20 protein-coding genes are annotated in these 21,325 nt (G+C 55.6%); 2 read left to right on the plus strand and 18 right to left on the minus strand.

Annotated elements, in window-relative coordinates:
- Positions 1-24: 24 nt before the first annotated feature.
- The 6 genes from odhB to sdhC form a co-directional block, all read right to left on the minus strand.
- Positions 25-1,248 carry a 2-oxoglutarate dehydrogenase complex dihydrolipoyllysine-residue succinyltransferase gene (odhB, locus tag PanJK_RS10545; RefSeq protein ID WP_256695938.1) on the minus strand — a complete coding sequence of 408 codons (1,224 nt, stop codon included), beginning with the start codon at positions 1,246-1,248 and terminating at the stop codon, positions 25-27.
- A gap of 15 nt (positions 1,249-1,263) precedes the next feature.
- The gene (sucA, locus tag PanJK_RS10550; protein WP_265299534.1) at positions 1,264-4,071 is read right to left on the minus strand and encodes a 2-oxoglutarate dehydrogenase E1 component; all 2,808 of its coding nucleotides are present in this window, start codon (positions 4,069-4,071) and stop codon (positions 1,264-1,266) included.
- 205 nt (positions 4,072-4,276) lie between these two features.
- Positions 4,277-4,993, minus strand: coding sequence for a succinate dehydrogenase iron-sulfur subunit (locus PanJK_RS10555; RefSeq protein ID WP_008107369.1), 717 nt, complete (start codon positions 4,991-4,993; stop codon positions 4,277-4,279).
- Between the two features lie 14 nt (positions 4,994-5,007).
- Positions 5,008-6,774, minus strand: coding sequence for a succinate dehydrogenase flavoprotein subunit (gene sdhA, locus PanJK_RS10560; protein WP_036649196.1), 1,767 nt, complete (start codon positions 6,772-6,774; stop codon positions 5,008-5,010).
- Positions 6,775-7,122: a succinate dehydrogenase membrane anchor subunit gene (gene sdhD, locus PanJK_RS10565; protein WP_008107364.1), complete on the minus strand. Its 348-nt coding sequence runs from the start codon at positions 7,120-7,122 to the stop codon at positions 6,775-6,777. It abuts the gene before it with no gap.
- Positions 7,116-7,505: a succinate dehydrogenase cytochrome b556 subunit gene (sdhC, locus tag PanJK_RS10570; RefSeq protein WP_013508296.1), complete on the minus strand. Its 390-nt coding sequence runs from the start codon at positions 7,503-7,505 to the stop codon at positions 7,116-7,118. Before sdhC ends, sdhD begins: the two co-directional genes overlap by 7 nt.
- Before the next feature lie 637 nt (positions 7,506-8,142).
- On the opposite strand from sdhC, the gene PanJK_RS10575 reads away from it, so the two are divergent.
- Positions 8,143-9,426: a citrate synthase gene (locus tag PanJK_RS10575; protein ID WP_008107361.1), complete on the plus strand. Its 1,284-nt coding sequence runs from the start codon at positions 8,143-8,145 to the stop codon at positions 9,424-9,426.
- Between the two features lie 36 nt (positions 9,427-9,462).
- On the opposite strand, the gene nei is transcribed toward PanJK_RS10575, so the two are convergent.
- The 11 genes from nei to PanJK_RS10630 form a co-directional block, all read right to left on the minus strand.
- Positions 9,463-10,251 (minus strand): endonuclease VIII, encoded by a 789-nt coding sequence (gene nei, locus PanJK_RS10580; RefSeq protein WP_265299541.1) that lies wholly within the window; start codon positions 10,249-10,251, stop codon positions 9,463-9,465.
- Positions 10,252-10,262: 11 nt separating this feature from the next.
- Positions 10,263-10,910 (minus strand): pyroglutamyl-peptidase I, encoded by a 648-nt coding sequence (gene pcp / locus PanJK_RS10585; protein WP_265299543.1) that lies wholly within the window; start codon positions 10,908-10,910, stop codon positions 10,263-10,265.
- 7 nt (positions 10,911-10,917) lie between these two features.
- On the minus strand, positions 10,918-11,934 hold the full coding sequence (locus tag PanJK_RS10590; RefSeq protein ID WP_265299545.1) for a DUF979 domain-containing protein: 1,017 nt from the start codon (positions 11,932-11,934) through the stop codon (positions 10,918-10,920).
- Positions 11,934-12,662 carry a DUF969 domain-containing protein gene (locus PanJK_RS10595; RefSeq protein ID WP_008107005.1) on the minus strand — a complete coding sequence of 243 codons (729 nt, stop codon included), beginning with the start codon at positions 12,660-12,662 and terminating at the stop codon, positions 11,934-11,936. Before PanJK_RS10595 ends, PanJK_RS10590 begins: the two co-directional genes overlap by 1 nt.
- Before the next feature lie 59 nt (positions 12,663-12,721).
- Positions 12,722-13,459: a 5-oxoprolinase subunit PxpA gene (gene pxpA, locus PanJK_RS10600; RefSeq protein WP_265299548.1), complete on the minus strand. Its 738-nt coding sequence runs from the start codon at positions 13,457-13,459 to the stop codon at positions 12,722-12,724.
- Positions 13,449-14,381, minus strand: a complete 933-nt coding sequence (gene pxpC, locus PanJK_RS10605; RefSeq protein ID WP_265299550.1) for a 5-oxoprolinase subunit PxpC — start codon at positions 14,379-14,381, stop codon at positions 13,449-13,451. The genes pxpA and pxpC overlap by 11 nt, the downstream gene beginning before the upstream one ends.
- Positions 14,375-15,031, minus strand: coding sequence for a 5-oxoprolinase subunit PxpB (pxpB, locus tag PanJK_RS10610; RefSeq protein ID WP_265299552.1), 657 nt, complete (start codon positions 15,029-15,031; stop codon positions 14,375-14,377). The genes pxpC and pxpB overlap by 7 nt, the downstream gene beginning before the upstream one ends.
- A gap of 161 nt (positions 15,032-15,192) precedes the next feature.
- On the minus strand, positions 15,193-15,936 hold the full coding sequence (locus tag PanJK_RS10615) for a type 2 GTP cyclohydrolase I (protein ID WP_265299555.1): 744 nt from the start codon (positions 15,934-15,936) through the stop codon (positions 15,193-15,195).
- Positions 15,937-15,954: 18 nt separating this feature from the next.
- Positions 15,955-17,382, minus strand: a complete 1,428-nt coding sequence (gene phrB / locus PanJK_RS10620) for a deoxyribodipyrimidine photo-lyase (protein WP_265299557.1) — start codon at positions 17,380-17,382, stop codon at positions 15,955-15,957.
- A 12-nt stretch (positions 17,383-17,394) separates the two neighbouring features.
- Positions 17,395-18,351 (minus strand): YbgA family protein, encoded by a 957-nt coding sequence (locus PanJK_RS10625; RefSeq protein WP_256695927.1) that lies wholly within the window; start codon positions 18,349-18,351, stop codon positions 17,395-17,397.
- Between the two features lie 152 nt (positions 18,352-18,503).
- Positions 18,504-18,704, minus strand: coding sequence for a YbfA family protein (locus tag PanJK_RS10630; RefSeq protein WP_256695926.1), 201 nt, complete (start codon positions 18,702-18,704; stop codon positions 18,504-18,506).
- Between the two features lie 247 nt (positions 18,705-18,951).
- Between PanJK_RS10630 and kdpE the strand changes: the two genes are divergently transcribed.
- Complete coding sequence (gene kdpE, locus PanJK_RS10635; RefSeq protein ID WP_256695924.1) at positions 18,952-19,626, plus strand: two-component system response regulator KdpE; 675 nt, start codon at positions 18,952-18,954, stop codon at positions 19,624-19,626.
- A gap of 38 nt (positions 19,627-19,664) precedes the next feature.
- On the opposite strand, the gene pgm is transcribed toward kdpE, so the two are convergent.
- Complete coding sequence (gene pgm, locus PanJK_RS10640; RefSeq protein WP_256695923.1) at positions 19,665-21,305, minus strand: phosphoglucomutase (alpha-D-glucose-1,6-bisphosphate-dependent); 1,641 nt, start codon at positions 21,303-21,305, stop codon at positions 19,665-19,667.
- Positions 21,306-21,325 lie beyond the last annotated feature (20 nt).

The raw sequence follows: 21,325 nt of genomic DNA on the forward strand, positions 1-21,325 counted from the left end.
CTTCACACCGCGCGCCCGGCGAAATTAGACGTCCAGCAGCAGGCGAGCTGGATCTTCCAGCATCTCTTTCACCGCGACCAGATAGCCAACGGATTCACGACCATCAATTAAACGGTGATCGTAAGAGAGCGCCAGATACATCATTGGCAGAATCACAACCTGACCATTGACCGCCATTGGGCGCTCTTTGATAGCGTGCATGCCCAGAATCGCGCTCTGCGGTGGGTTGATGATTGGCGTCGACATCAGCGAACCAAACACACCACCGTTGGTGATGGTGAAGTTACCGCCGGTCAGCTCTTCAACCGTCAACTTGCCGTCACGGCCTTTCACCGCCAGCTCTTTAATTTTCTTCTCAATGTCGGCCATGCTCAGCGCATCAACATCTTTCAGCACTGGCGTTACCAGACCACGCGGAGTAGAAACCGCAATGCTCACATCGAAATAGTTGTGGTAAACCACATCTTCGCCATCAATGGACGCGTTCACTTCCGGGAAGCGTTTCAGCGCTTCAACCACCGCTTTGATGTAGAAGGACATGAAGCCCAGACGCACGCCATGACGCTTCTCGAACGCATCGCCGTACTGCTTGCGCAAGTCCATGATTGGCTTCATGTTGATTTCGTTGAACGTGGTCAACATCGCGGTGCTGTTTTTCGCTTCCAGCAGACGCTCGGCAACACGCTTACGCAGACGCGTCATCGGTACGCGTTTTTCGCTGCGGTTAGCCACAGCGGCCTGCGGTGCAGCAGCAGCGGCTGGCGCTGGTGCGGCTTTGCCACTGTCGGCTTTCTTCGCCAGATGTTTTTCCACATCTTCACGCGTCAGACGGCCGCCAACGCCGGTGCCTTTGATCTGGCTGGCATCGAGGTTGTTTTCAGCAATCAGACGGCGAACCGCTGGGCTGAGCGCATCGTTGCTCTCTTCTTCCAGAGAAGCGGTCTGACGCTGTGCTGGTGTAGACTCTTTGCTTTCCGCTTTTGCCGCAGTCTCTTTCCCGCCGCTGTTGCCCTCTTTCAGACGGCCCAGAATCTGACGAGAAGTGACGGTAGCGCCTTCCTCTTCCAGCACGGCTTCCAGAATGCCGTCCGCTGAAGCAGGCACTTCCAGCACCACTTTGTCAGTTTCAATCTCTACCAGTACTTCATCGCGGCTCACGGAGTCGCCAGGTTTTTTGTGCCAGGTTGCAACCGTTGCGTCCGCTACGGATTCAGGCAAATCGGGAACGAGAATTTCTACGCTACTCATTTTCTTTCCTTTTTATTAACCAAGGTTCAGCGCGTCATTAACCAGGTCTTGCTGCTGTTTTTGATGTACGGACATGTAGCCCACGGCCGGTGAAGCAGAAGCCGGACGGCCTGCATAACGCAGTGACGCACCAAATGGAACCACTTCGCGGAAATGATGCTGACTGCAATACCATGCGCCCTGATTCAGCGGCTCTTCCTGACACCACACGAAATCCTGCACATGAGCATAGTTTTTCAATACGTCCTGCACGACTTTGTGCGGGAACGGATAGAGTTGTTCGATACGCACGATAGCCACGTCGGTCTGCTCGTTTTTACGACGCTGCTCCAGCAGATCGTAATAAACTTTGCCCGAACACAGTACGACGCGTTTAACCTGCTGCGGATCGAGATCGTCGATCTCACCAATCGCCGGCTGGAAGCTGCCGGTGGCCAACTCTTCCAGGCTGGAAATCGCCAGCGGATGACGCAGCAGTGATTTTGGTGACATGACGATCAGCGGACGGCGCATACCGCGCAGCGCCTGACGACGCAGCATGTGGTAAACCTGCGCTGGCGTTGAAGGCACGCACACCTGCATATTCTGTTCAGCACAGAGTTGCAGATAACGCTCCAGACGCGCTGAGGAGTGCTCAGGACCCTGACCTTCATAACCGTGCGGCAGCAACATGACCAGGCCACACATACGGCCCCATTTCTGCTCGCCGGAGCTGATGAACTGGTCGATCACTACCTGTGCGCCGTTGGCGAAATCGCCGAACTGTGCTTCCCAAATGGTCAGCACGCGCGGTTCTGCGGTGGCGTAACCGTATTCGAAGGCCAGTACCGCTTCTTCAGACAGCACGGAATCCCACACTTTGAACTGACCTTGACCGTTATGGACATGGTGCAGCGGCGTGTAGGTTGAGCCGTTGGTCTGGTTGTGGATCACCGCATGACGGTGGAAGAAGGTACCGCGACCGGTATCTTCACCGGAAAGACGCACCGGAATTCCTTCGTCAACCAGCGTGGCGTAAGCGAGGTTTTCAGCACCGCCCCAATCGAACGCTTTGTTACCTTCGGCCATCTCTTTGCGATCGTTGTAGATCTTGGCCACGCGAGACTGCACTTCTACCGATTCCGGTACGCTGCTGATGCGGCGCGCCAGTTCCTGCAGGCGTTTCAGTTCCACGGTTGCCGGGTAGCTTTCGTCCCACTCGTGGTTCAGATATGGCGACCAGGTGAATGAATGCAGGCTCATCGGACGCCATTCCGGCACCACGCATTCGCCTTCATCCAGCGCGTCGCGGTACAGGTTAACCATCTCGGTGGCATCTTCAGTGGTCGCAACACCTTCGCTTTCCAGCTGATCGGCGTAGATTTTACGCGGCGTTGGATGCTTTTTGATTTTCTGGTACATCAACGGCTGAGTTGCACTTGGCTCGTCGGCTTCGTTGTGGCCGTGACGGCGATAGCACACCAGGTCGATGAACACATCACGTTTAAAGGTGTTGCGATAATCCAGCGCCAGGCGAGTCACAAACGCTACCGCTTCTGGATCGTCCGCGTTAACGTGGAAAATCGGAGCCAGCACCATCTTGCCGATGTCAGTACAGTACGGCGTAGAGCGCGCATCTTTCGGGTTGGAGGTGGTGAAACCAACCTGGTTGTTGATCACGATGCGAACGGTACCGCCCACTTCGTAGCCACGCGCCTGCGACATGTTCAGGGTTTCCTGCACCACGCCCTGGCCGATAACGGCAGCATCACCGTGAATGGTGATTGGCAGAACTTTGTTGCTGCTTGGCTCGGCCAGACGATCCAGACGCGCACGCACCGAACCCATCACTACCGGGCTGACGATTTCCAGATGCGACGGGTTGAACGCCAGCGCCAGGTGCACTAAGCCGCCTTCGGTTTCGACGTCAGACGAGAAGCCCATGTGGTACTTCACGTCGCCGGTGCCGAGATGTTCTTTGTGCTTGCCGGAGAACTCGTCAAACAGATCCTGCGGCTTCTTACCTAATACGTTGATCAGTACGTTGAGACGACCGCGGTGCGCCATACCCAGCACCACTTCGCGCGTACCGCTCTTGCCAGCGTGACGAATCATCTCGCGCAGCATGGGCACCAGCGCATCACCGCCTTCCAGCGAGAAGCGCTTCGCACCCGGGAATTTCGCACCCAGATATTTTTCCAGGCCTTCTGCCGCGGTCAGCTCTTTCAGGAAACCTTTTTTCTCGTCGCTGCTGAAAGACGCGTGGCCCACCACCGATTCCAGACGCTGCTGAATCCAGCGCTTCTCGTCGGTGTTGTTGATGTGCATGTACTCTGCACCAATCGAGCCACAGTAAGTCTGCTGCAGCGCCGCAAACAGATCGGCCAGCTTCATAGTCTCTTTGCCGATAGCAAAAGAACCTACGTTAAAGCTTTCCTGAAAATCGGCGTCGGTCAGATCGTGATAAGCCGGATCGAGGTCGGCTACCCGGTCCTGTTTCCACAGGCCAAGCGGATCGAGGTTGGCATGCTGATGGCCGCGGAAGCGGAACGCATTAATCAGCTGCAGCACTTTAACCTGTTTGGAATTAGCGGCCGGATCGGTCACGGTTGATGTGTAACGCGTAGCATCTTTTGCCAGACGGCGGAAATAGTCACGCGTGGTGGAGTGAAATTGCTCAGGTTTCACGCCAGTGCCCGGCAGCTGTTGGAACAGCTCGCGCCACATGTCATCAACTGAGTCAGGATCGGTCAGGAAATCCTCATAGAGTTGCTCTATGTAAGATTGGTTCGCGCCGGCCAGCCAGGAGGAGTCCAGCCAGGGTTTCATCGCGCTGTTCTGCATTGTGATCCCTTAAGCATTAATCTGCTTTTTATGAGGTTTCATTTTTTACCGCTTACGCGGCTTGCCGTAGTGAGTTCAGCGATACGAACCTGTGCGCTACCGGCGCCTGGCTCGTAAGGGAACCTTTATAAGCGTGGTCAGCACCGCGCTTATAGAGGCTTCCGTAAACATCCGGGAACCTGGGTTCCCGGACAATGACTTTCTGTTACGCCCCGCGTTGCAGCAGCATCGACTTAATATGGCCGATGGCGCGCGTTGGGTTTAGGCCTTTCGGGCACACGCTCACACAGTTCATGATGCTGTGACAGCGGAAAACACTGAAAGCATCGTTTAGATTGTCGAGACGCGCATTGGTTTCCGTGTCGCGGCTGTCGATCAGGAAACGGTAAGCGGCCAGCAGGCCAGCCGGACCGACAAACTTGTCCGGATTCCACCAGAACGACGGGCACGACGTTGAGCAGCAGGCGCAGAGAATACACTCGTACAAACCGTCCAGATGCTCACGCTCGGCTGGGCTCTGTAAATGCTCGCGCGCCGGAGGATTTTCCCCATTATTCAACAGGAAAGGCTTAATCTTCTCATACTGTGCATAGAATTGTCCCATGTCTACCACGAGGTCGCGGATCACCGGTAAACCAGGCAGTGGACGGATAACAATTTTCTTCGTGCCGTTACCCAGCGCAGAGATCGGCGTGATACATGCCAGACCGTTTTTACCGTTCATGTTCAGACCATCTGAACCGCACACGCCTTCACGGCATGAGCGACGGAAAGCCAGCGTTGGGTCTTTCTCTTTCAGACGGATCAGCGCATCCAACAGCATCATGTCGCGACCATCTTCCGACTCCAGCGTGTATTCCTGCATACGCGGTTTGTCGTCGACTTCCGGGTTGTAACGATAAATAGAAAATTCGAGTCTCATGATGATCTCCGCAATTAGTAGGTACGCGCTTTTGGCGGGAAGGCCGCACGCAGTTTCGGTTGCATGTTCACCTCACGGCGCGTCATGCTTTCCGTCTGCGGAACATAGAGACTGTGGCACAGCCAGTTTTCATCATCGCGATCCGGGAAGTCGAAGCGGCTATGCGCGCCACGGCTTTCGGTACGGAAGTTGGCGGCGACAGCGGTGGCGTAAGCGGTTTCCATCAAGTTATCCAGCTCAAGGCACTCGATACGCTGGGTGTTGAAGTCCGGCGAACGGTCATCCAGACGCGCCGATTTCAAACGCTCACGAATCACTTTCAGCTCTTCCAGACCTTCACGCATCGCATCGCCATCGCGGAATACCGAGAAGTTGTTCTGCATGCAGCGCTGCAGCGCTTTACGGATTTCGACCGGATCTTCACCGGTGGTGTTATTTTCCCAACGGTTAAATCGCGCCATCGCTTCATCAAGATTTTCCTGCGTGGCTTCACGCAGTTCGCCCTGCTCTTCAATACACTCCAGCAGATGCACACCGGCTGCGCGGCCGAACACCACCAGATCGAGCAGCGAGTTGCCGCCGAGGCGGTTTGCGCCGTGTACCGATACGCAGGCGATTTCGCCGACAGCGAACAGACCTGGAATCACCTCATCCTGGCCCTGCTCGTTCACGCGCAGCGCCTGACCGGTCACTTTGGTCGGCACGCCGCCCATCATGTAGTGGCAAGTTGGGATCACTGGAATCGGTTCTTTAATGGGGTCAACGTGCGCAAAAGTGCGCGACAGCTCAAGAATGCCTGGCAGTCGCGATTCCAGTACATCGGCACCGAGATGGTCGAGCTTCAGTTTAATGTGCGGACCCCAAGGGCCATCGCAACCGCGACCTTCACGGATTTCCACCATCATTGAACGTGCAACCACATCACGACCCGCCAGATCTTTGGCGTTTGGCGCGTAACGTTCCATGAAACGTTCACCGTGCTTATTCAGCAGATAACCACCTTCACCACGGCAACCTTCGGTCACCAGCACGCCCGCACCGGCAATACCGGTTGGGTGGAACTGCCACATTTCCATATCCTGCACCGGCACGCCTGCGCGCAGCGCCATACCAACGCCGTCACCAGTGTTGATGTGAGCATTAGTGGTGGACTGGTAAATACGGCCCGCGCCGCCGGTCGCCAGAATGGTGGCCTTGGCTTTGAAATAGACGGTTTCGCCGGTTTCCATGCAGATAGCGGTACAGCCGACAATCGCACCGTCCTCGTTTTTCACCAGATCCAGCGCATACCATTCGGAGAAGATGGTGGTTTTGTTCTTCAGGTTCTGCTGATACAGCGTATGCAGCAAGGCGTGGCCGGTACGGTCAGCAGCCGCAGCGGTACGCGCCGCCTGCTCACCGCCGAAATTCTTCGACTGACCACCAAACGGACGCTGATAAACGCGGCCGTCATCAAGACGGGAGAAAGGCAATCCCATATGTTCCAGTTCCAGAATCGCTTCTGGACCGACATGACACATATATTCGATCGCGTCCTGGTCGCCGATAAAGTCGGAACCTTTGACGGTATCGTACATGTGCCATTCCCAGTTATCGTCATGGGTGTTACCCAGCGCAACGGTGATACCGCCCTGCGCCGATACGGTATGGGAACGGGTTGGGAAAACTTTGGATAACAGGGCACAAGTCTGGCCCGATTGGGAGATTTGCAAGGCGGCACGCATACCTGCGCCACCCGCGCCGATCACCACGGCATCAAATTCTCTGACTGGCAAACTCATTTACACACCCCACACCACAACAAATCCATAAATTGCGTACGACAGCAGCGCAACCACAATCACAAACTGCAGCAGCAAACGGGTTGCTACCGGTTTCACGTAGTCAGTCAGCACCTGCCACATTCCAATCCAACCGTGGATGAGAATCGAGAACAGCGTCAACATGGTGAACACTTTCGTGAAGGCGGATGAGAAGAAGCCATGCCAGACGTCATACGTCAGCGTGCCTGTCATCACGACAAAACCGAGGATGTAGATGATGTAAAGCGTCATTAAGATTGCAGCAGCACGCAGTAACAGCCAGTCATGGATACCGTTGCGTCCTAATGCAGAAGCATTGCTTACCATACGAGGACTCCAGCCAAAATTGAGAGCACGACAGTGATAACAAAAGCCGCTTGCGCGGAACGGGTTCCCACCTGCAGGGTTTCTTCCATAAAACCAAAATCAGCCAACATATGACGAATACCGCCCACGACGTGATACGCCAGCGCAGTTAAAATGCCCCACATGATGAATTTGGCGAAGAAGCTATCCATGATGGATGCCGCTTGCAGGAAGCCTTCAGGAGAAGAGAGGGAGAGACCCAGTAACCAGAGCAGAATTCCGAGAGCGACAAAGGTAATCACGCCGGAGACGCGGTGGAGAATGGACGATATTGCAGTAACGGGAAACCGGATCGTCGAGAGATCCAAGTTAACAGGTCTTTGTTTTTTCACGGTTTTGCCCACACAGCTCTTTTTTATTTTGCTTCCTCCGGTCCTGAGTTGCATCAGAGACACAGCGTGTGTTCAGACTGCAACCGCCACCAAAATAGCAACATCCAGTGTTAAATAAAGCGGGTAAAACGCTGGGTGGCTCCTGGTGTCAGGGTGTTCCGGAGACCTGGCCGCAGTATAGGAGGATCACATTCTGATTACAATTCCCCTACAATCTCTTTGGTCACATTTAGGCTGAACAGTGATCACCTTCACGAATTTCACAATTTATACATTTTTAATTATCTGATTTGACAAAGAATCAACATTTCAGTTACAAACAATCGCATTAAAGCCCTATGATGCACAAAAGTTATGGGGATACACTTTCCCCTAAGCTCAAGTTATGTAACATTGCCAATACAAGTTATATAAAGCATCAGGTTATTGGTTACCAAGAAGTTATGTCGTGACAGGAACTTTAACATCCTCGATGTGCAGCATGTCATGCCCCGATGCCACCGAATGGCCCAAATTCAGCGTTTACTCTGTAACCTTGCCTAACCAACGTTACCGTAGAGTGATGCTGGGAAGATTGTGGTTTTATGCAACATGGAGGCTATTCTGGTGTCTAAGATCCTTACCTTAAAGGCGCTATGGAGACGAAATAATGACAGATAAAAAAGTGACGCTAACCCTACAAGATAATACTTCTGTTGAACTGGACGTGATGCAAGGCACGCTGGGACAAGATGTTGTTGATGTCCGCGCCCTTGGCTCACAAGGCCTGTTCACCTTCGATCCCGGCTTCACCTCTACGGCGTCCTGCGAGTCTAAAATCACCTTTATTGATGGTGACGAAGGTATTCTGTTACACCGCGGTTTCCCGATTGATCAGCTGGCAACCCACTCTAACTATCTTGAAGTGTGTTACATCCTGCTGAATGGCGAAGCCCCGACCCAAGCCCAGTTTGAAGAGTTCCGCACCACCGTTACCCGCCACACCATGATTCACGAGCAAATCACCCGACTGTTCCACGGCTTCCGCCGCGATTCGCATCCAATGGCAGTAATGTGTGGTGTGACCGGTGCGCTGGCAGCGTTTTATCACGACTCTTTAGACGTCAACATTGAACGTCACCGTGAAATCGCAGCGTTCCGCCTGCTGTCGAAAATGCCGACCATGGCAGCGATGTGCTACAAGTACTCAATTGGTCAGCCGTTTGTGTATCCGCGCAACGACCTCTCCTATGCCGGTAACTTCCTGCATATGATGTTCGCCACGCCGTGCGAAGAGTACAAAGTGAATCCAGTGCTGGAACGCGCGATGGACCGTATTCTGATTCTGCACGCCGACCATGAGCAGAATGCTTCAACCTCTACCGTGCGTACCGCAGGATCTTCAGGCGCGAACCCGTTTGCCTGTATCGCCGCCGGTATCGCTTCACTGTGGGGACCGGCGCACGGCGGAGCCAACGAAGCGACACTGCGTATGCTGGAAGAGATCAGCACCGTTGATCACATCCCTGAGTTTGTTAAACGTGCGAAAGATAAGAACGATTCGTTCCGTCTGATGGGCTTCGGCCACCGCGTGTATAAAAACTACGATCCCCGTGCCACCGTGATGCGCGACACCTGCCACGAAGTGCTGAACGAACTGGGCATGAAAGATGACCTGCTGGAAGTGGCGATGGAGCTGGAACACATCGCGCTGAACGACCCGTACTTCATCGAGCGTAAACTCTATCCAAACGTCGATTTCTATTCAGGCATCATTCTGAAAGCGATGGGCATTCCATCCTCCATGTTTACCGTTATCTTCGCGATGGCGCGTACCGTGGGTTGGATTGCACACTGGAAAGAGATGCATGACGAAGGCATGAAAATCGCCCGTCCGCGTCAGCTGTATACCGGTTACACCGAGCGTCCATTCACCTCGGCGCTGGATAAATAAGAGAAAGGCGGCCATCTGGCCGCCTTTTTTATTGCGCTACAACTGGCATCCCGGACACCAATAAAACGGCCGCGATGACAGCACGCCCTTTTCTATCGCCGCGCCACACCGCCGACATTTTTTGCCCTGCCGATGAAACACCTCGAAGCGAAACGCTGCCTCTTCGTGATATTTCTTCATGCTGCCACGCATCTGATACGACAAACGCGGCACCGCCAACATCGCTTCACTTAATGCCGTCAGCTGCTGCTCGCTAAGATCCTGCGCCCGATGCGACGCCAGCAATCCGGCGTGCCACAAAATCTCCACGCGCAGATAGTTGCCGAGGCCGGCTAAAAAGGCCTGATCGAGTAACAAGCCGCTGAACTGGCGACGGCGAAAACGCGGCGACAGCAAACGCTCGCGCACCTCCTCCACCGTTAAACTGGCATCCAGCACATCCGGGCCTACCCGTTGCAAAAACGGATGCGCCGCTAAGGTATCAGCATTGAGCAGCTCAATATCCGACGCGCTATACAGCAAAATGGTTTTATCTGCGGTAGCGAGCCGTACGCGCAGCTGGCGCGTGGTATTCGGCTGCGTGCCGGTTGGCACTACGCGCCACACGCCGTACAGCTGATTGTGGCTGTAGAGCGTTAGCCCATTGGAGAAGTGTGTGAGCAGCGCTTTACCGCGCGTTTCGAAGGCGTTGATGGTGGCATCCACCAGCGCCGGTTCGTAGGTTTTCAGCTGTGGAAAGGCAAACCACACATCGGTGAGTGGTTTGCCGACCATTGCCTCTGCCAGCTGATCCGCCGCGCGGCGGATCTCCGGTCCCTCAGGCATAACAACTCCTGTTAATGGGTGGCGCCACCGACGACGCGGATATCATTTTCGGTACTCATGATCACCTGCAGCGAAGTTTCCAGCGCCTGAATCACACTAGACGTCGCCATGCTGGCCACGCCGGGATGGTGCACCGCTTGTTCCGGCATATACGGGATGTGGATAAAACCGCCGCGCGCCTTGCTGTTGGTGGTGTGGATCCAGTGCAGCAGGCTGTACATGACGTGATTACAGGTGAAGGTGCCGGCCGTTTGCGATACCGAAGCCGGTACGCCTACTTCCCGCAGCGCGGCAACCATCGCTTTGATCGGCAGCGTGGAGAAATAGGCCGCCGGGCCATCCGCCTCAATCGGCTGATCGATCGGTTGCTGCTGGTTGTTATCCGGAATGCGGGCGTCATCCACGTTAATCGCGACACGTTCAACCGTAATATCGGCGCGGCCGCCAGCTTGCCCGACACACAGCACGCGATCGGGTTGAATCTCCTCCAGCGCGCGCGTCAGCACTTGACCGCAGGTGGCAAACACCACCGGCAGCTGGCGTACCACAATGCGCGCACCGGCGATCTCTTTGCCGTCGAAGGTGCGTACTGCTTCCCACGAAGGGTTGATGGTTTCACCACCAAAGGGCTCAAACGCCGTCATTAACACCGTTTTCATTGCAACCTCACAAGAACATCAGGAAGTAGAGCAGGAAAATATTCACTACCAACAGTAGCACACCGGTTGGCACCTGAGCCTTGATCACCGCGTTACGGTCCGGTAGCTCCAGCAGGCGCGCTGGCACGATGTTGAAGTTGGCCGCCATTGGCGTCATTAGCGTGCCGCAATAGCCGGAGAACATCCCAATCGCCGCCATCACCGCCGGATTGCCGCCGTGCTGCAGCACCAGAATAGGAATACCAATGCCGGCGGTCACAATCGGGAAGGCAGCAAAGGCGTTACCCATCACCATGGTCAGCAACGCCATACCCACCGCATAGACCGCGACGGCAATCAGACGATTATCCACCGCCAGATACTGCTCGGTGAGATGCGAAATCGCCGTACCGACACCGGCGCTGGTGAACAGCAGGCCAAGCGTGGCCAGAATCTGCGGCAGAATAAACGCCCAACCCACCGCATCCAACAGACGACGGGTTTCCTGCATCGACTGCAGCGGCTTTTCATGGGTAATTTTCAACGCGATCAGCCAGCCCAGCAGGCAGCCAATCATCATGGAGAACAGCGTCACCAGCGTGGAGTGATTACCGGGACCAAACACCCTGTCCTGCAAACCGGGAATATGGTTAAACGCCAGCACGCCAATCACCGTGACCAGCGGAATCGCCAGCGCTGGCAAGAACAGTTTGTTATGCAGGCGTTTAGCGCTCTCCTGTTTCTGCTCATCGCTGCGCTGATGATAACGACCCAGACGCACGCCACCGAAACCGGCAATCAGCGCCATCAACACCACCGCCACGCCCACGCCAATATGCAACCAGCGGCGGCCCAGTTCGGCATCGCCTGCCCATTGTCCCATCAGCTGGTAAGCACCCTCACCAATCAGGAAAATCAGACCATACAATGCCCAGAACAGCCCGGTGGTAAAACGACGCGGGTTAGCGCTGTCACGCCAGGAAAGCACGGCGACCACCAGCAGGATCACGCCTGCCAGCCACATCAAATATTGTTGCTGGAACATTACTTCCCTCCTTTGGCGTTCAGCGCCTGCTGGTTTAACGCGCCCAATTCACGCGACAGCTGGCGATCAAGACGCACCAGACGAGCTGAATGAATGAGGAAAGCACAAAGGGCGGTCGGGATGCCCCACAACGCGATATGCAGCGGTTCGGTGCTGATACCGGCAGATTCCTGCATGAAGTTATGCATGAAGATAATCGCGCCAAAGGCAACGAAGATATCCTCGCCGAAGAACAGACCAATGTTATCGGTCGCCGCAGACATGGCACGCAGACGATGGCGCACGTCTGGCGGGACGTCACCGTAACGGTTTTCGGTAGCGCCTTCAGCCATCGGCGCCAGCAGCGGACGTACCATCTGCGGATGGCCACCGAGGCTGGTCAAGCCCAGCGCGGCGGTGGCTTCACGCACAAACAGGTAGACGATCAGTAAGCGTCCGGCGGTGGCGGTTTTGATCTGCGCGATCCAGCTTTGCGCGCGCTCCTTCAGGCCATGACGCTCCAGCAGGCCGATAACCGCCAGCGGCAGCAGCAGAATCAGCGGCAGGTTACGCGTATTGAGGAAGCCCGAGCCGAGTTTTTCCAGAATGTCTGCCAGCGGCAGATGTGCCGCCAGCCCGGTGACGAAGCCCGCCACAATTACCACCAGCACCGGGTTAAAGCGCAGCACAAAACCCAGAATGATGGCGGCGATACCCAACAGCGGCCAGAGGTTTACCACGTTATCCATGTTGTTCCCTTATGTGAAAAGACAAAGCCCGGCGTGATGCCGGGCAATGAGTAAAAACGTTATGCGCTGGTGACCGCAATCTGATTGGTCGCAAACGCCGCGCGCAGCGTGCGGGCGAACTGCAGCGCATGTGCGCCATCGCCATGTAAACAGACGGTTTCAGCGTTAACCTTGACCCATCCTCCGCTGATGCTCTGCACCTGACGCTGCTGTACCATCGCCAGCGTTTGCGCCAGCGCCTGGTCGGCATCTTCAATCATCGCGTGCGGCTGGCTGCGTGGCACTAACGCCCCGCTCGCCAGATAGCCGCGATCGGCAAACACCTCTTCGCGGGTGCGCAGACCATGATGCGCCGCCGCCGCAATCAATGCGCTGCCCGCCAAACCCACCAGAATCAATCCGGCATCCACGGCTTTCACCGCGCGCGCAATGGCATCCGCCAGCTGCGGATCGCCCGCCGCCTGGTTGTACAGCATGCCGTGCGGTTTGACGTGCACCAGCCGTTCGCCTTCGCTCTCCGCAATGCTTTTCAACGCACCAATCTGGTAGATCATCTGCGCATACACGGTTTCTGGCGGCAGCTGCATGGCGGTACGACCGAAGTTTTCCCGATCGGGGAAACTCGGATGGGCGCCAATCGCCACGCCAGACGCTTTGGCCCAGCGCACCGATTGCAGCATGGTTTGCGCATCACCGGCGTGGAAGCCGCAGGCGATATTGGCTGAACTCACCAGCGTCAGCAGTTCCTGATCGCTGGCGCTGCCTTCGCCGAGATCGGCGTTAAGATCAATCTTCATGTGCCAATCCCCAGGCTATTTGGTCGAACGAACGTTGTTGATGCTGTTTGGCGTGAATCGCGTCTTCCAGCGTGCAGTGGATAAAGTGAATCGGCTCGCCGAGGCGAATTTGCGCCAGATGATAGAGATCGGCTTCGATGATGCAGGCAATGCGTGGATAGCCGCCGGTGGTTTGTGCATCCGCCATCAACACAATCGGCTGACCATTGGGCGGCACCTGCACTACGCCGGGCACTAAACCGTGCGACAGCAAATCGCGCGTTGCATCGCGATGCAGTTGACGTCCCTGCAGGCGATAGCCCATGCGGTTACTTTGCGGACTGAGCTTCCACGGGCTACGCCAGAAACCCTGCTGCGCCTCACGCGAGAACTCATTATATTCCGGGCCCGCTAAGGCGCGGATGCGGTTGCCCCACAGCAGCTGACGTACGCCGGCTTTATCTTTGAAGTCGCGCGTCGGTTTGCCCAACGGCAGTTCGTCGCCGTCCTGCAGTTTACGTCCCTGCCAACCACCAAACGCCGCCTTAAGATCGGTACTCACCGAACCGAGCATTTCCGGCACGGCAAAGCCACCGTTGACCGTCAGATAGCTGCGCATACCGCGCGTTGGCGTTGCCAGCGTCAGCACCTGCCCTTTTTTCACCGGCAGACGCCAGCCGGTCCAGACCGGTTTGCCATCCAGATCGGCATTGCAGCCCGCACCCGTCAGCGCAAACCAGCCGTCACGGGTAAACTGCGCTTTAAATTGTCCCAGCACGATTTCCAGCACCGCGCTCTGCTCGGGGTTGCCCACCAGCATATTGGCGGTGCGCATTGCTGGTTGATCGAGCGCGCCGCCTACACTGATGCCGTATTGGCGGAAGCCGGTGCGGCCGTGGTCTTGTAGCGAGGTCATCATGCCCGCGCGGAGAATTTTCAACATACGCCCTCCTGCTGCGGCACAAAGCGCACGCTATCGCCGGGGCGTAACAGTGTCGGTGGATGCTGGAGTGGATCGAACAGGCTAAGCGGTGTGTGACCAATCAGTTGCCAGCCGCCAGGCGCGGCTAACGGATAAATACCGGTTTGGCTGCCGCCGATGCCCACTGAGCCGCTCGGCACAATCACGCGCGGTTCCGCGCGGCGCGGCGTGTGTAAACGCTCATCCAGGCCGCCGAGATAGGGGAAACCCGGCTGGAAGCCGATGAAATAGACCACGTAATCGATGCTGCTGTGCAGTTCTACCGCTTGCTTTGGCGTCATGTTGGCGCGATCCGCCACCACCTGCAGATCGGGCCCGCCTGCGCCGCCGTACACCACCGGGATTTCAACGCGGCGCGATTCCGGCAGCTGTGCTTCGCTCTCTTCCCACCAGCGCTGTAAATGCTCAATGGCGTCCAATGCATTGAGTTGCGGATCGCGCAGCAGCAACGTCAGGTTGTTCATTCCAGGAATCACTTCCTCTACCTGCTCGTTCTGCTGCAGTCGCTGACACAATCCCCAGATGCGCTGCTGGCTGGTCAACGAAACCGGCGGTTCCAGTTCCAGCACCACCGCGCGCTCACCTAGCAGATAACAACGTGCTCGTTGCAAAAACAACCTCCTGGTCAAATTCAAAACATAACGTTGGGTCGCCATTCATGGCGACCGGGCATCACGTTTATGCGTAAAGGCCATAAGTTATGCGAAAGTGACAGAGATGTGTCAACAGATTTGCGCCCTTAACGCAGGTTAAGGGCGTGAGAATGGAAGAATCAGGCAGGATTATCGATGTCGATAAAGGTCACATCAAGGCCATGATGGGCGGCTAACCATTCGCCCAGCGCCTTGATGCCGCCGCGTTCGGTCGCGTGGTGTCCAGCGGCAAAGAAGTGCAAACCTTGTTCGCGCGCGCTGTGAATGGTTTGCTCAGAAACTTCACCGGTAATAAAGGCATCGACGCCAAAGGCTGCCGCGCTATCAATAAAGCCCTGACCGCCGCCGCTGCACCAGGCAACGCGCTTGATCACTGCCGGCGCGTTATCGCCGCAGTGCAGCGGTGTGCGACCTAGACGCTGGGCAATTTTTTCCGCCAGCGCCGCGCCACTTAAAGGTTCTGCCAATTCGCCCCACGGCACCAGCGGCTGAATCTCGCCTTTCACTTCAATATCAAACAGACGCGCCAGCTGCGCGTTATTACCCAACTCGGGATGCGCATCCAGCGGCAGATGCCAGCCATACAGGTTGATATCATTGGCCAGCAGCGTGCGCAGACGCTGGCGCTTCATGCCTTTAATCACCGGCGCTTCGCTTTTCCAGAAGTATCCGTGATGCACCAGCACCGCATCAGCGTTGCGCTTCACCGCTTCATCCAGCAGCGCCTGGCAGGCGGTGACGCCGGTGATGAGGTTTTTCACCTCGGCGCGCCCTTCCACCTGCAAACCGTTCGGCGCATAGTCGCTGAAGGCGCTGTTATTCAGCTGCTGATTGACGATCTGTTCTAACTCGACATTATTCATTACGGCTCCCTGACCGCCTCAAGCCGCGCTGCGAGCGCGCTCAAAGGCGTCTAGTGTCTTTTTACGTGCGTCCTTATGTTCCACGATTGGCGCGGGATAATCGAGTTTCTTGTTATTTTTCTGCGCCCACACCTGCGGCTGATGGATATCGCTATCGGGCACTTCCTTTAATTCCGGCAGCCACTCACGGATAAACGCGCCCTGTTTATCGAAGCGCTCTCCCTGCGTAGTGGGATTGAAGATACGAAAATAGGGCGCGGCATCGGTGCCGGTTGACGCGGCCCACTGCCAGCCGCCGTTGTTGGCGGCCAGATCGCCATCGATCAGTTGCTGCATGAAATAACGCTCACCTTCACGCCAGTCGATAAATAGGTCCTTCACCAGGAAACTGGCGGTAATCATGCGCAAGCGATTATGCATCCAGCCGAGCGTGTTGAGCTGACGCATGGCCGCATCAACAATCGGATAGCCGGTTTTGCCCTGTTGCCAGGCTTTGAGATGTGCTTCGTTTTGCTGCCAATCCACGTTGCGCGTCCAGTCGACAAACGGCTGATGCTTACACAGCGCGGGAAATGCCACCATCAGATGACGATAGAATTCGCGCCAGATCAGTTCGTTCAGCCAGGTAAAAGCCTTGCCTTCGTTGAGCGCATCGGGATGCTCTTTTAATACGCGATGCAGACACTGACGCGGCGACAACACGCCAATCGCCAGATAGGCCGATAACCGGCTGGTACCGTCAATGGCCGGCAAATCACGTTGATCCGGATAATCTTGCACCGCCTGTTTGGCGAAGTGGCGCAGCTGTTTTAACGCGGCCTCTTCACCCGCCGGAAACACGGTTTCATCAAAAGCTTCACAGGGATAATCAAAGGCGGGGATCTTCTTTTTGATGCTGATGGGCGCGCCGTCACGCGCTTTCGGCGCGTGATAGCACTCAGGCAAGCTTTGGTGCAGGCGACGAACAAAAGCTCTGCTGAACGGCGTGAATACCTTGAACATGGTGTTGCTGCCGGTTTGCACGCTGCCCGGCGGCAACAGCAGGCTGTCGTCGAATCCCTGACAAATCACGCTCTGCGCATCCAGACGTTTCTCCGCCTGCACATCGCGTTCTCGTTCGTTGATTTCGTACTGATAGTTGTAGAACAGCGCATCAACTTGCTGCTGCTGGCAAAATTCCACCAGATAATCAATCGAAGCGGCAAAGTCATCACACTGATGGTAGTGCAAAGGAATGCCGCGTTCGGCCAGCGATGCCTGCAACAAAAGGAGATTTTGCTGGATGAACGCCGCCTGCTTTGGCGCCATGTGGTGCTGCTGCCACTGCTGCGGTGTGGCGATAAACAGCGCAATCACGTTGGCCTGGCTATCGCGGCAGGCAGCGGCCAGCGCCATGTTGTCATTGATGCGCAGATCGTTACGCAGCCAAACTAAATGGGTGGTCATAAAGCCCCGATATTATTGGCCGTAGCGCAAACGCAGCGCTTCCGGATAAGGATCAAAGTAGCGCTGCTGTGCCAGCCACGGATGCGGGTATTCCGCCATGTAGTGTTTCAGCATGGTGATCGGTGCTAACAGCGGCTGTACGCCCTGACGATAACGATCAATCAGTTGCGCCAGCTCCTGCCGCTGCGGCGAACTCAGTTGCGGACGGAAGTAGCCTTGTACATGCATCAGCACGTTGGTGTGATTACGTCGCGATGCCTGATGTGACATCAGGTGCATCAGGCGATTGCGGTACTCAAAGGCGTAATCCTGCAGCGAATCCCACTGATCCATCGCCGCGACAAACCGCCCCATTTCGCGATACTCATCCTGCGCGTGAGAAAGCAGCAGCAGTTTGTAGCGACTGTGAAAGGCCATCAGCTTGTGGCGAGATAATCCGCTGCGCCACATTTCGTTGAATTCATGCAGCGCGTAAACGCGGCCAATAAAGTTTTCACGGATAGCGTCATCGTGCAGACGACCATCCTCTTCCAGCGGCAGCCACGGCATCTCTTTCTGCAGAAATGTAGTAAACATGCCGGTGCCTGCTTTACGGTTGTTGTTGGTTTCAGGCTCGTAAACGCGGACGCGTTCCAATCCACAGCTTGGCGATTTGGCACACAGAATGTAGCCGCACAGATGATGCAGCGACTTCACCCGCTCAGCAGACCAGCGCTGCATCTGTTCTGTCACCTCTTCGCCGCCCTCTTTACTGAAACAGAGATGGATATTTTCATCGCTCTCTTTTACCAGCCGCAAAGCCGGACGGGGCGTCGGTAAGCCAATCGCCATTTCGGGACATACAGGTTCAAAGCGCACAAATGGCACGAGTTCGTCCGTGGCGAAGGCAAAACGTTTGTGGCCGCCATCAAATCGGACATTATCTCCGAGCAGGCAAGCGCTGATACCAACAGGAATTTTCTCGCTCATACTTGTACAACCTCAGAAATCTTGTAGAGGTTTTAAGTGTAGCTGAAATGCGCGGGGATAACAGCGGGAACGCGCGGTGGGCAGGAAAATTATCGATAAAAAAACCCGGCGCTTCGCGGGAAGTCGCCGGGTTAATACTGCGCTGAAATCGCTTACCAGTGAATGCCGGCAGCCGCTTCCGACTGCGCCAGCCAAACCGGTTTAGTGCTGGTTTTGCACCACATACGATGCAGGTAACTGTACAAACGCGCGCGATCCGAGCGGAATAACATCACTGGCAGCGCCAGCAAACCGATTGCTACCACCAGCACGCGGCGCAGTACGATTTTATACAGTGGATATGATCGATCCATTTTTTGGCCCCCTTGTGGTAAACATTGCGTTGAAATGTGATCTGGTTCAGATATTACCCGTTGTTGTGTAATTTTACTACTCATCCGACCACTATATTTGCGCTTTTTTTCATCAATATGTGTTGTGATGAAACTTAGTTACAAAATTGTGAATTCCACGATCTCTTCAAGTTAAAAACTTCGTGACGGACGCCGGGCTGCTTTATTGCTAAAGTGGTGCGTTAACTTTTTTGCCGCTGGAGGCAGCGTGACGACCATCTTGATAGTGGAAGATGAAAAAGAGATTCGCCGTTTCGTGCGCCTGGCGCTGGAGAGCGAAGGCCTGAAAATTGTGGAAGCGGAGCAACTGCAGCGCGGCCTGATTGAAGCGGCAACGCGTAAGCCCGATCTGGTGATCCTCGATCTCGGCTTGCCGGATGGTGATGGCAATGACTTTATCCGTGAAGTGCGCCAGTGGAGCAGCATGCCGGTGATTGTGCTGTCTGCGCGTAGCGATGAGCAGGATAAGATTGATGCGCTGGATGCCGGTGCGGATGATTACCTCACCAAGCCGTTTGGCATTGGTGAACTGCTGGCGCGTGTGCGTGTGGCGCTGCGTCGCCATCAAAGCAGCCAGCCTGAACCGATTGTAACATTTGGCGAAGTGAGCGTCGATTTGGCGGCGCGCCGCGTGCTGCGCAACCAACATGAAGTGCATTTGACGCCGACCGAATTTCGTCTGCTGAGCTTACTGCTGAATAATGCCGGAAAAGTGCTGACTCAGCGTCAATTGCTGAATCAGGTTTGGGGCCCGAATGCGGTGGAGCACAGCCACTATTTGCGCATCTATATGGGCCACTTGCGGCAGAAGCTGGAAGCGAATCCCACCCAGCCCAGCCATTTGCTGACCGAAACCGGTATCGGCTACCGATTTATGCCATAAAAAAAGGCCGCTAAGCGGCCTTTTTCTTAATTGCCCAATCAGGCGTTTTTCAGTACTTCGCTAACAATCTCAACCGCTTCTTTCTCGATTTGCTGACGATGTTCAGCACCCAGGAAGCTTTCGCAGTAGATTTTGTAAGCGTCTTCTGTACCTGATGGACGCGCGGCAAACCAGCCGTTTTCAGTCATCACTTTCAGACCACCGATTGACGCACCGTTACCCGGCGCGGCAGTCAGGCGTGCGGTGATCGGATCACCCGCCAGCGTATCAGCGCTCACCATTTCTGGTGACAGCTTAGACAGCGCCGCTTTCTGTGCCGAAGTCGCCGGAGCCTGCAGACGGTTATAGCTTGGCGCACCAAAGCGCTCTGCCAGCTCGTCATAATGCTGCTGCGGGTTCTTGCCGGTGACCGCGGTGATTTCAGCGGCCAGCAGACACATAATGATGCCGTCTTTATCGGTTGACCAGGCTGAGCCATCGAAACGCAGGAAGGATGCGCCCGCGCTCTCTTCACCGCCGAAACCGAAGCTGCCATCGAACAGACCATCAACGAACCATTTGAACCCAACCGGTACTTCTACCAGCTTGCGGCCAATGTCGTTGACGACGCGGTCGATCATTGCGCTGGAAACCAGAGTTTTACCAACAGCAACCTCTTTGCCCCACTGTGGACGATGCTGGAACAGGTAGTTGATCGCCACCGCCAGATAGTGGTTCGGATTCATCAGACCCGCAGGCGTGACGATGCCATGGCGGTCGTAATCGGGATCGTTACCAAAGGCCAGGTCGAATTTGTCTTTGTATGCCAGCAAGCCGGCCATCGCGCATTCAGATGAGCAGTCCATACGCACCACACCATCTTTATCCAGATGCATGAAGCGGAAAGTCTGGTCGATCGCATCGTTAACGATGGTCAGATCCAGCTTGTAGTGCTCAGCAATGCGCTGCCAGTAAGCAATACCGGAGCCGCCTAATGGATCGACGCCAATTTTCAGGCCGGCTTTCTGGATGGCGGCGAAGTCAATCACCTGCGCCAGACCTTCAACATACGGCTGGATCAGATCCTGCTCAACGATGTGACCGCTCGCCCATGCCTGATCCAGCGGCAGACGTTTCACGTCTTTCAGCTCGCCTTTGATCAGCTGGTTAGCGCGATCTTCCACCACTTTGGTGACGTTGGTATCAGCCGGGCCACCGTTTGGCGGATTATATTTAATACCGCCATCTTCCGGTGGGTTGTGCGAAGGCGTGATAACAATGCCGTCCGCCTGCGCGCCGCCGCGTTTGTTGTGCTCAAGAATCGCATTAGAGATAGCAGGCGTTGGCGTATAGCCGTTGTCCTGCTGCACAATCACGTCCACGCCGTTAGCGGCCAGCACTTCCAGCACCGACAGAATCGCCGGCTCAGACAGCGCATGCGTGTCTTTACCGACGTAGCATGGACCGGTGATGCCATTCTTTTTGCGCTCTTCAGCAATCGCCTGCGCGATCGCCAAAATGTGCTGTTCGTTGAAGCTTTGGCGTCCCGCGCTGCCGCGGTGGCCTGAAGTGCCAAATTTCACCGCATGATCCGGATTCGCCACATCGGGCTTCAGGACGTAATACTGCGAGGTTAATTGTGCAACGTTAATCAAATCGCTCTGCTGGGCAGGCTGCCCGGCACGGGGGTGATTGGCCATTGGCGCTTCTCCCTGACGCT

Origin of the sequence: Pantoea sp. JK (genome assembly GCF_026130245.1) — a bacterium.
Classification (GTDB): Bacteria; Pseudomonadota; Gammaproteobacteria; order Enterobacterales; family Enterobacteriaceae; genus Pantoea; species Pantoea trifolii.